Origin of the sequence: Dyella humi (genome assembly GCF_044904605.1) — a bacterium.
Lineage (GTDB): Bacteria > Pseudomonadota > Gammaproteobacteria > Xanthomonadales > Rhodanobacteraceae > Dyella_B > Dyella_B humi.
Genome location: NZ_JADIKI010000021.1, coordinates 1 through 11,517 on the forward strand (window position 1 = coordinate 1; position 11,517 = coordinate 11,517).

Sequence of the window (11,517 nt, forward strand, 5' to 3'; positions counted from 1 at the left end):
CAGCGGGAGGCAGCAGATCGATGCGCGCCACTGGCTGGTTCGCGTCCGCCACCATGGCCTGTAACAGCCGCAGCAGGTAGTCACGGTGCCGTTCGATGGTCGCGGCGTCGAACAGTGCCGTGGCATATACCAAGGCCCCCTTCACCCTGTCCGCCTCTTCTTCCAGCGAAAGCGACAGATCGAAGTGTGTCGTGTGATTTTGAATTTCCAGCGTGGACATGCGCAGGCCGGATAGATGGAAATCACCGTCCTGAGGCGTATTGTTGAAGGCAAGCATCGCCTGAAACAGGGGATTTTGGCCGAGGCTGCGCCGGGGATTGACCGCATCCACCACCTGCTCGAAGGGCACGTCCTGGTGTGCATAGGCACCCAATGCCGTCGCTTTGATCTGGGCGAGCAGATCGGCCACCGTTTGTGCATCGTCCAGTTGCACGCGCAGCGCCAGGGTGTTGACGAAAAAACCCACCAACGGCTCGATCTCGGTGCGTTGTCGGTTCGCAACCGGCGTGCCAATCACGATGTCCTGCTGTCCGCTCAGTCGTCCCAACAAGGCCGACCATCCCGCCAGCAGCACCATGAACAGCGTTACACCATGCGCCTGCGCCAACCGTCGCAAGGCCGCCGTCAATTCCGGCGTCATGCTTATTTCAATACGATCGCCACGGTAATTCTGTACTGCCGGTCGCGGTCGGTCCGCCGGCAGGTCCAACATCGCCGGCGCTCCGGCCAAATGCGTCGTCCAAAACTTCAGCTGCGTGCGCAGAGCCTCCCCATGCAGCCAGTCACGTTGCCATGTGGCGTAATCGGCGTATTGAATGGGAAGCGGCGGCAGGGGATCGGCTTCACCGCGCATGCATGCATCGTACAAAACCCCTAGCTCACGGATGAGTACTTTGATCGACCATCCGTCCGACACGATATGGTGTTGCGTGATCAGCAATACATGCTCGTCCTTGGCCAGCTGCAGCAATTGGCCACGCACCAACGGCCCCTGCGACAGATCGAAAGGAGCTAGATTCTCCTCTTGCGCCCGCCGCACTACTTCCGTTTGCGCCCAATCCCGGTCCAGTCCGCCCAGGTCCACGATTTGCAATGCGAATCCAGTCTGCGCAGCATCCAGCCGCTGCACCGGCACGCCATCCTGGTTTGTAAACACCGTGCGCAGAATTTCATGCCGCGCCACGATTTGGTCCAGCGCCCGACGCAGTGCCAGCACATCCAAGGGACCTTCTATCCGCAGCGCTGCCGGCAGGTGGTAGGCCACGCTCGCCGCACGATCCAGTTGGTCCAGAAACCATAGCCGCTGTTGAGACCAGGATAGGCGCAATGGCTGATCGCGGTCCAGGGAACGCAAGGGTGGCGGCACATCTCGTGCTTCATCCGAGCACAATTGTTGCTCAATAGCCGTCGCTAGTCCTTCGATGCTCGGGTTTTCGAAGAATGCGCGCAGAGGGAGGTCGATACAGAATTCATCGCGGATGCAAGCGACCATCTGGGACGCTAACAGCGAATGCCCTCCCATCGAAAAGAAATCCGCGTCCGGCGCGATTTCCATAACACCCAACAGTGACTGCCAAATGCGAGCCACCCACTCGCGCGTCGTGCCTCTGGCAGCGGAGACGGCCGTAGGCTCATCATCCCGTCGCCAGGACCAGATCGCTTCGATCTGTCCAGAGAGATAGAGGTCGCGGCACTTGACGCGCTGGATCTTGCCGCTGGACGTCCGTGGCAGCTGTCCTGCTTTGATCAGCAACAACGCAGCCAGATCGAATACGTCATGACGCTCGGCCAGTTCACTGCGTACCCGGCCGATCAACCCGGGAAAATTGGGCGTGGTGCGCGATTCAACTTCCTGCACCAGCACCAGTTCAGCCCCATGTTCATCTTCTACGGAAAAGGCTGCGCAGCCGTTTGGGCGGAATGCGGCGTCAAGGGCCTCTACCGTGATTTCGATATCGTGCGGAAAAACGTTACGCCCCTGAAAGATCATCATTTCCTTCAGGCGACCGGAGACATACAGGCACCCATCAGCGATGAACCCCAGATCACCCGTACGTAAATAACGCTGGTCGTCCCCAGGCGACGTTGCGCCGAACGCTTTTTCACTTGCCTCCGGTTGGTTCCAGTACCCGCTACCCAGCGATGCCCCCGACACCCAAATCTCGCCGATTTGCCGTTCCGCCAGTGATTGCCCATTGACGCTATCGGCGATGATGATGTGATGCCAATCGGAACTTACCGGGCCGCATGAAAACAGTTCCGTGATGTCGTCGTCGGCCATCGGCGACGTGGCGCTTCCATGTCTCAATGCTTCCTTGCTGATCTGGAGGGATTTAGGCAGATCATCCAAGCCACGGTCGCGGCCTGCACATACCAAAAGTGTCGATTCGGCAAGTCCATAGGAAGGGGTCAGCGATTCCGCCTTAAAGCCGCAGTTGCGGAATGCGTCGGTAAATCGGCGCATGCTGTGCGGGCGCACGCGGTCGGCACCATTGATGGCGAGTTCGAGGCATGTCAGGTCAAGACCGGTTTTGTCTGCGGAGGAAACACGCTTGACACAGAGATCAAAGGCAAAGTTCGGCGCCCCAGTTACCCGTGCGCAGTAGCGGCTGATCAACGACAGCCAACGCAGTGGCCGCATCAGAAACACCGCGGGTGGGAACAGCACGGTGTGCGCGCCGGTGAACACAGGCAGCAAAGTAAAACCGATCAATCCGAAATCGTGGTGCTGAGGCAGCCACGACACCAACGTGTCACGCGGTCGGAGACCATAGCTAGTTTGAATGTGAGTCAAATTAGCCAGCAGGCTGCGGTGGCTCACCATGACCCCTTTGGGTCGGCCGGTCGAGCCGGACGTGTACTGCATGAAGACCAGCGCATCGGCGTTCAAATTCGGTTGGCGCCAAGGGTCTGAGTTAGCCGGTGCGTCCTCGATGGCCAGCCAGACAATTTCCTCTGCAGCCCCATCGGTTGCAACGAACCATCTCTGCAAGCGCTCTATATCCGCAGCAGTGGAAAGAATGACTTGCGCCTGAGCATCCTCCACGATGCCCAGCAATCGCGGCATTGTGCGGGCGTTGGACGGCGGAGCCGTCGGAACCGCAACGACTCCAGCGTAGATGCAGCCAAAAAAAGCTACAACAAAATCGATGCTGGGCGGAAAGCTGAGTAGTACGCGGTCTCCCCGCTGGGTCACGGACTGCAATTGAACTGCAACCGAACGAGCCCTGCGATCTAATTCTTCAAAAGACAATCTTGCGCTGACGTCCTGTCCGTTATCGAGATAAGTGAACGCCAGCTTGTCCGCCATGCCGGATCGAGTGTCAATCCTTTGAAGCGCGACATCGAGCATCGTCGTTGCCACTCCATCCTGTGCACAGCCCATGGATTCCCCTTTTATTTCCTTCGCAAAGCACCGGAAAATTGAAGTCACATTCGTGCTTTGATCGCGATGTCCCATTCTGGGTGGTGACCACGATCAAGCTAAATTTGCAAACTCAACGCTGCATTACCAATTTGTAGAATCTTGATCTACATGTTGCACGCCACTTTTTGCATCTGATACCTGATGCCTGGAGCACGGCCCAACTCGAGCACCTTTATTGGCGACGCTGTACAGACTCTTCCATTCATCTACGATCCTGATCATGGTCTCGTCGTCCACCCACCGAGCGCGATCTACTGTTTGGTTGTAATAACGAAAAGCCTTCTCTAGCATCAACAACATCTCGCGTAACCAGCGGCGCATAGTCGAATGATCTACCTCAATATCTCGCTCGACGGTCATTCCTCTGCGGTTGCTCCCCCTCACTTTCTTGTCTCCTTTGGCCTGATGGTCGCGCGGTTTCACGCCGAAACCCCGCTTCAGACATTCGCTGTTGCCGTAGTGGTAGCAGGTTTCCGACGTTTCTCGACGAGCTTGCCGTCCTCCATGATGAGTAGTTGGTCTGCGACGTGGAAATAGCGATCATCGTGGCTTACCACCACCACGGCTTTTCCTTGTGCTTTAAGGTCTTGCAAGATTTCCGTATAGAACACTTTTTTGAAAACCGGATCCTGGTCGGCGGCCCATTCATCAAGTAGGTAGAGTTGCTTGTTGTCAACAAAAGAAACCACCAGCGCCAACCGTTTGCGCTGACCGTCGGAAAGATCGGTTGTAGAAAATACTCCGTCCAGTACTTGCACTTTGCTGTCGAGCTCGAACTCGCGTAGATAGTGATTAATCGAGACCAGCTTTTCTTCATCTACCGGGCAGAGCAGACGGTCGAACAAGTGGAAATCAGAGAAAATCGTCGCGATGCCTTGACGCAAATCATCAATGCTGCTTGTGTCGACAGCATGCTCGCCGAAAGTGATGCAACCAGAAGTCGACGGATAGTGCAGCGACAGCATTTTGCACAGAGTTGACTTGCCGGAGCCGTTACCTCCGACGATAAAGGTGATTTCCCCTTTTCGTATCGAGAAACTGAGCGGCCCTACGACAAAGGCATCGTGCGCCTTATCGTTACGGTGACGATAGCTGGCATCATCGAAAGAGATGGCCTGCCAGTGGCGCTCGCAAAGGGGCTGTTCGAATTCGTCCTCCTCCGGCAGCTCACCAAGGACTTCCTCGATTTTCTTGAGCGACACGGAGGCCATTGACATTCTGGGCAGCATATTGAGGATAACGGTAATGGGCGCGGTGATATACAGCAGCACCATTACCACGGCGACCAGGTCGCCGCTTGAAATCTCGTGATAGTTGACGAACACGAAGGCGACGGTGCCGATGGCGAAAAAAAATAATAGATCGCCATAGCTGTTGGCCATGAAAAGTGTGGTCATTGCCCGCTTTTCCGCAGCCAGGAGCTTCCGGTCGCAGGGTTCAAGAACCTGGGAAAAATATCCTTCGCGCTTTTGCCGATCGATCTGCAGTTCCTTGACGCCAAGGATAAGATTCCTTACCCCTTTTTCCACGCTGTCATGCAGTTGGCGTGCTATACGAAAGTACCGATTCGCGATCAGAACCGGAATTTGAAAAGTAATGATGCCAAATACCACGGCCTCCAGCACGAAGACGAAAATGCGCGTATCGATGTAGCTTAAAAAAGCAAGCAGCCCCAGTAGCGTTACTCCATTAATGAGAAGCTGCGGGACGACTTCGGCGCCTGCGACGATACGGCGCACATCATCAGTTACCGCTACCATGAGCCGCGCTTGGCCAAGCAGCTCGAGCTGTGGATAGGCGGAACGAACAATGCGTCGACACAGCCGGTTACGCAATCTGGTAGCGAGATCCAGGGAAACCCTAGCCATGATAGTCACGGCTAGCGCCCTGCTGATGAGAATGAGGACACAGAGCAACATGAAAAATGCAGCGAGCCTGACATGACTCACCTCGATCCCGGCAACCCGCGTAACAATCGCCCCGGCATAAGTGAGTCCGTCATCGGGCTCGCGCAGCGAGGACAGGATGATTGGGATCGCCAGTGCATACAAACACCCGGATAGCGCTCCCAGCAACACCGAGAAAAATACCCTGTTCGGCGCAAAGCGCCCAAGCCCCGACAAGAGGCCAACCCGGCTACGGGGACGATCCGCACGCAGGCGCGGGTTCATTTGCCGCCCCCCATTTCAAGGGAAAAATATTGGCCGCGCATAAACGGCAGCACCATGTCTGCGTAATGCGGATTCATCCAATTTCCGGACTGCCCAGTGGAATTCATGTATTCGTACTGACTCCCGTGCGGCCCCAATTCGATGAGCTGGCGAGAACTAGGGCCAAAGGCGCCGACATAGCCATCTGTGCCGCTGAGGTAAAATCCCGATACATCGATACAATCCGGTCCGCCGCCGCTCTCGACGCGGCGCTCGAAAATCCAGGAGAGCCCCTTGATGTTGCTGAAGGGTTGGTGCGCATACAAGGTGTGGTGGATGGCACCCCAGTGCCAGGAAGTCTCGTTCCCGCCCAGGCGTTTGTGCAGCTCCGATAACGCTTCATCCAGGCTGACTCGCAATAGCCTACGGCAGGCACGTTCGTCCGTCTCCAGGGCTTGCGGGCGGCACCAAAGCGCGTGTTCGTCAGTGAGTGCACGATCGATCTGATCGATCCTGGCACCTTCCAGGAAGTCGCGCACGTATTGTTGTTGCTGGCGTCGTGTCCAGTCTTTAACGAGGGCATCGCCAAAAAGCTTGTCCGCAAGATGTCGCGTCCATACATTGAAGATCGCCGCCTGAGTACTCGATGCGGTCATGTTTCCCGACCAGTTCCTGAGCAGATCCAGTGCTTGGCGTTCGTCGGCGTCCGAAGGAGCAAGCGCCGTTAACTGGGGCAGCAGATGTCGAGCCGAAAGACTCACTACATCCGTCTGGATTACTTGCATATCCTTAATTGTCAGAGGATGACCGGAGGCAATCGCATGCTGCAGCATCTGCTTGATCCGATCCGCGCGCGCGGGCGGCGCCCAATCGTTGGATATGAAATATGGGTAGCTATCGCTCACCGGACGATCATTAGCTGAGACGATGTACCCCTCGGGCGGGTTGTACTGCATCGGCATTGCGTCGAAAGGAATATAACTTTGCCAGGCGAATGCGGAATCCCAGCCTGGCTCAGGAAGCGAGCCATCGCCTTGCTGCCGTATGGGAATCTGTCCGATGCCCAGGTAGCCGATGTTACCGTTACGATCGGCGTATAGCATATTGAGAGCCGGCGCCACGTAGTGCCGAAAAGACTCTCTAAAAGAAGTCCAGTCTTCGGCATAGCTGACAGCGTACATGCTTTCATAACTTCGATCGCCTTTCTGCAATGCGGTCCAGCGCAGTGCCACAGGCTGTCCGATAGCCTTCCCCCGCAAGTCACTTATGATCGGCCCATTGCGCGTGTGTCGCACTTCTATCTGCACAGGTTTCAGCGCTTGATGCAAGAATGCCGGAAAATCGGGTGCTACCGCGATTTGCTCCTCATCCTGCTCAACCGGCACCCATTTGCCATCGGCCAGGTATCGATTGGGATCGTTGGGATCGAACCGCTCTATGGCGAGATCTTGTACATCGGCCATCATGCTGGTGCCGCCCCAAGCGATGCGCCCGTTTTGGCCGAAGATGACAACTGGCAGGCCAACAAGGCTCATTCCTTGTGTACGCAGACGGTCACCATGCTGGACGACCGGATACCAGATCGAAGGCAATTGCAGCCCTAAATGAGGATCGTTGGCCAGCAGCGCCCCTCCACCAAGGGTATAGCGCCCGGACACCACCCATGCATTGCTGCCAACCTCGCGCCCGCCTATCTGCCAATTCAAATGGAGGTTGTGCGCAAATGTTCCGAGCGACGCTAAGGAGGCGAGCGTAGGAGTCGGAGCTTCCTCACTTGAAGTGTCGCGCTTGCCTGGAAAGAAGAACTGCACCTGCTCCGGAAGTAAATAGTGCGTAGCTGCGGCTTTTCCAATTTCCTGATCAAGATTGCCGGCCAGATCAAGGGCGAAAACCTTACTCCAGGCGAGAGAATCGATTTCGGTCCATGGCCCCGGATGAACGTTGAACATCGTAAATTCAAAGGGCAGTGGATGCCTCTCGCTCAACCAAGCGTTGACTCCACGAGCGTAGGCCGTAAGGGAGCTGCGCGCGGGCCCACTGAGCGCAGAGTAGGCGCTTTGAGCGGATTGCCGAAGCCCTAGCGTACGCATCCAACTGTCCTGAGCCAGGAGATCTTTTCCAAAGATCTCGCTCAGCCTGCCGGAGGCCAGGCGTCGCTCCAGCTCCATTTGCCACAACCTGTCTTGGGCCTGCACATAGCCCATGGCAAAGTAAACATCTTCATCCCGATTCGCAAACAAACGCGGAACGCCGTGCTCGTCGCGCACGATCTTTACCGTCCCCCCTCCCGGTACCTGCAGCGTTTGCTCACGCGGCGGCAACCCCAGGCGACCATAGACGTACAACCCAGTAAGCAACAGCGCAAGCGGCAAGAAGACGAATAGCACAAACCGCTTGAGGACTGGAAACGCAGCTTCCATAGCACTTATTCGAAAGGTAGAAAGCAAAGCATCTTCGCACTACATGACGATGCCATTGCGGAAGAACGCATAGTTTGATCGCACGCCCATATTCAATCAGACGCGCACTCCATCGCTCAGTTTTGGGTTTTAGGCGATCTCCGTCAAAGAGTGAGTACGCCCCGGAATGGCATAAAGCTGGTGGGCGATGGCCTTGAGCAACGCATCCCTTTCATCGTGGATAAAAAAATGGTCGCCAGGCAAGCATTCAAGGCTAATGAGTAGATCTATGCCTTGCTGCCATGCGGAAAGCTCTTCTTCCGCAATATCGTCTTCAGCGCCGTAAAATACATGCGTGACCACCCCATGCAGCGGGGGCCAGTTGCTCTTATAGTTCTCTACCATTACAAAGTCCGCACGTAGGCCCGGCAGCAACAGATCGAGCATTGCGTCGTTAGCAAGGATTTCGGGGGGTGTTGCGTTGTACTCGCGCAGCAAATCCTTGAAGGCTGCATCGTCTAGCGTCGAATAGCTGCGAGGAGCCCGTGCCCAAGGTGCACCGCAAGCCGATAGCAGGAGACGCTGTGGCATGACCGCTCCAGCTGCCTGCAGCCGGCTGCAGAGCTCGTAGGCCAAGAGCCCACCATAGCTGTGACCGAAGAAGCTGTAGGGCAGGGGTTGCTCAAGCAGTGGCGTCATCTCAGTCAACAGCGCTTGGCAAATATCATCGAGATTGGTGCAGGGTGGTTCTAGAACCCGCGCCCCCTTACCCGGCGCTTCCACGGCCACAACTTCAATCCCGCGCAAAGACTTCGTCCAGCCATGGAACACCCGGGCAGTGCCACAGGCATAAGGCAAGCAGATCAGGCGAGCGCGAGCCGGAATCTCAGATGCTTGCCGCACCAACCACCGTGCAGTATGGCGTCGATCGTTCATTGATCAATACCTTTCCAGGCTTGCCACACTGAAAGGTGCTGCTGGCTTAAGAGCGTATGCCACCAGACTGGCAAATAAAATGATCAGTATGATGCTCCTGGTGCCGAATACAGGAAGGGGCATCAACATATTGCCCTGGCCTGATTTGACAATGGGCCGAGTGATTCTGTTGAGAGAGGGGACGTGCAGTGGGCAAGTGTTACTATATAGCCGGCGCATTAAGCAGCCGAGGAAGCTTTTACGGAGGGAATGAGTCATATTTGTTGCGTTGCCTTCTGTTCCATAACCCTGCGGCCTTGTGGCTACCGTATCAGACAGCTTACCGAGTCGACTAGTCTATCGTAGACGTTCTGGAGTCATTCTTTAAGAGTATCTAAACCAAGCTCATGGGTTATTCGTTTCACGCGCCTCATGACCGGCAGGCGATGCCGCCGTAACCACCATAACGGATGTGATAGGAAGCCAACGTGTTCTCGACGTACATTGGCGCGCTTGCTATCGCCCCAGTGATTGGGTAACTGCAGCCCCGCATAGCTGTTGATAATATCGCGGCACGCGGCAGCGAGTTTGTTGGCATCAATATGCCGTCGATTGACAAACGACAGCATGTGCGAAGTGATAGCGCCGCGAAAATGTCTTGCTGCCTGGTTGGGGCCCAAGTTGCATCCGTAGGTAAAAGCCGTCAGCACATAGCGTTCTTTAGGCTGATCAATTTTGGGTTCCGATCCTGAGATTGGACCGAAGTGGCGGTACCAATTCGTCCAGTGCCCCACATCACACAGTACGTCAATGACGCTGCGTTCACGCAAGGGACTGCTTCCTGCACCTCATGACGTCAGCAGCCCAACGCGCGAGCCACGTGTTCGCGACGTGTTGCCCAAACAGTTGGAAGCATTCGACGACCAAGTTCGCATAGATGGATATACCTACGTCATAGAAAAGGCGTTGGTGATGGCCTTCGGAAATGCCGTCCGCCTAAAATCACTTCTCAAACGCGCCACTAGTTTCGGAAAAGCCGCGAGGTCGCGTCTGGCTGCGCTCGTCAACGACTATTTTTTGACGCTTTCCCCGTCAACCGATGACTCACTCTGGCAAGCGTTCCGTGATCTTATCAAGCACCAAGAACGATTCAGCGATGCCCCGTGGGCCATCCCCGAAGACGAATTGATTGAATTTAGAACAATTCTAGACCGCCATGCGCCTATCGACCCGCTCGGTAGGTTGAGGTGGCTGTTCGATGACTCGGGCTACGCTGAAATGGAGTTCAAGGACAATACGGCGTTCGAATTGGCACGCCGCAATGCCTTGGAAAGTATCAAGGCAAGCGACGGTACTGCACGACTAATCGAGCTGGCATTGGCGGCGCCATCATCGCTTAGCATCGCGATGAGTCTCGCCAAGATCGACTGGCCGATTGAGGATTTTGCTTGCCTAGTCGAACAAAGTCTTCCTATGGAATCCCTATGGTCGCCCTTTACGAGTGTGGTATCGAGCATTGCTAACCAGAAGTTTGGCGAGGCTTGGCAAGTCCGCATGGTTCGGTATGTGGCTGAGGCAACACAACGGGGAGATCTCCAGGCTGATGCGGCGAGCTTTGTATTTTTACGATGGCCGCCTTTGGCGTCGACATGGAGCGCGATCGCAGAGGCTGGAGATGCAGTCTAGGCAGCGTATTGGCGCGTAACGCAGATGTTTCCTTCCGACGGTGACGACGCGGCGATTCGCTTTGCGTGTCAAAAATTTGCAGCATCAGGCCGACCTTTGGGTGCCTTATTCGCAATGCATCGAAATCTCAATCGCTTAACTTCAGTCGTTATCTGCGAACTGCTCACACTTGGGGTTGCCGAGCTAAACGCTAACCCTGAGCGTTATTCGGGAATGCTTAATTACTATCTCAAAGAAGTCTTTGCCTATTTGCGAACCGCAGCGGATACTGAGCCAGCGCTTGTGGCAGCATGCGAGTTTAAGTACATCGAAGCTTTTCGATTTAGTCGCGATGAACTTATCATCCACCGATTGCTGTCCAAAGATCCGGCGCTTTTTTTTGAATTTATCACCAATGTTTACCGCTCAAAAGACCAAGAGGAGGCCGAGATCACCCAGCACCAACAGGCAATTGCCAGAGCTTCGTATTCGATCCTTTCAACCTTTGTTTTGCTGCCTGGCACTCAAGAAAACGATGTCGATGCTGGAATGCTCGCGACCTGGATCGTCAAAGTGCGTCGCCTTGCCTCGGATCGCGGGTTGCTGGAGATCACCGATCGTCAAGTTGGGCGTCTTCTTGCGCATGCGCCCCTCGATTCGAACGATAACGGCTGGCCCCACCGAGCTGTTCGTCTAGCGATTGAGTCCACGCAGAGTACGGATGCGGAGAGTGCGATTGAAATCGAACGCTTTAATATGCGTGGTGCGCATACCAAATCGATTGAAGCAGGGGGTGTCCAAGAGCGAGCCTTTGCGGAGACCTATCGAAAATGGGCATGCCAGGCAGCGGCAACACCACGCACCAGTGCAATGCTCCATCGCATAGCAAAACAATGGGAGGCTCACGCCGCATATGAAGATACATGGGCCGAGCAGCAGAAAATGCGGTAACGAACATGGC

The 11,517-nt window shown here is 55.5% G+C and carries 7 protein-coding genes and 1 pseudogene; 2 read left to right on the forward strand and 6 right to left on the reverse strand.

Features of this window, described 5'->3' with window-relative positions; all coding sequences use genetic code 11:
- The 6 genes and pseudogenes from ISP18_RS00905 to ISP18_RS00930 all read right to left on the reverse strand — a co-directional run.
- Positions 1–3,352, reverse strand: a 3,352-nt coding sequence (locus tag ISP18_RS00905) for a condensation domain-containing protein (RefSeq protein ID WP_404559233.1), incomplete at its 3' end; no start/stop codon positions are given.
- Positions 3,353–3,508: 156 nt separating this feature from the next.
- Positions 3,509–3,850, reverse strand: coding sequence for a hypothetical protein (locus ISP18_RS00910; protein WP_404559234.1), 342 nt, complete (start codon positions 3,848–3,850; stop codon positions 3,509–3,511).
- Between the two features lie 14 nt (positions 3,851–3,864).
- Positions 3,865–5,598, reverse strand: a complete 1,734-nt coding sequence (locus ISP18_RS00915) for a cyclic peptide export ABC transporter (protein WP_380016103.1) — start codon at positions 5,596–5,598, stop codon at positions 3,865–3,867.
- Positions 5,595–7,964: a penicillin acylase family protein gene (locus tag ISP18_RS00920; protein ID WP_380016105.1), complete on the reverse strand. Its 2,370-nt coding sequence runs from the start codon at positions 7,962–7,964 to the stop codon at positions 5,595–5,597. The genes ISP18_RS00915 and ISP18_RS00920 overlap by 4 nt, the downstream gene beginning before the upstream one ends.
- Positions 7,965–8,126: 162 nt before the next feature.
- Positions 8,127–8,912, reverse strand: coding sequence for a thioesterase II family protein (locus tag ISP18_RS00925; RefSeq protein WP_380016107.1), 786 nt, complete (start codon positions 8,910–8,912; stop codon positions 8,127–8,129).
- Between the two features lie 421 nt (positions 8,913–9,333).
- Positions 9,334–9,715 (reverse strand): annotated as a pseudogene (locus ISP18_RS00930) (Tn3 family transposase); the annotation flags it as partial.
- On the opposite strand from ISP18_RS00930, the gene ISP18_RS00935 reads away from it, so the two are divergent.
- Positions 9,702–10,577: a hypothetical protein gene (locus tag ISP18_RS00935; RefSeq protein WP_380016109.1), complete on the forward strand. Its 876-nt coding sequence runs from the start codon at positions 9,702–9,704 to the stop codon at positions 10,575–10,577. The pseudogene ISP18_RS00930 and the gene ISP18_RS00935 sit on opposite strands and share 14 nt — an antisense overlap.
- Before the next feature lie 24 nt (positions 10,578–10,601).
- Complete coding sequence (locus ISP18_RS00940; protein WP_380016111.1) at positions 10,602–11,507, forward strand: hypothetical protein; 906 nt, start codon at positions 10,602–10,604, stop codon at positions 11,505–11,507.
- Positions 11,508–11,517: the final 10 nt, after the last annotated feature.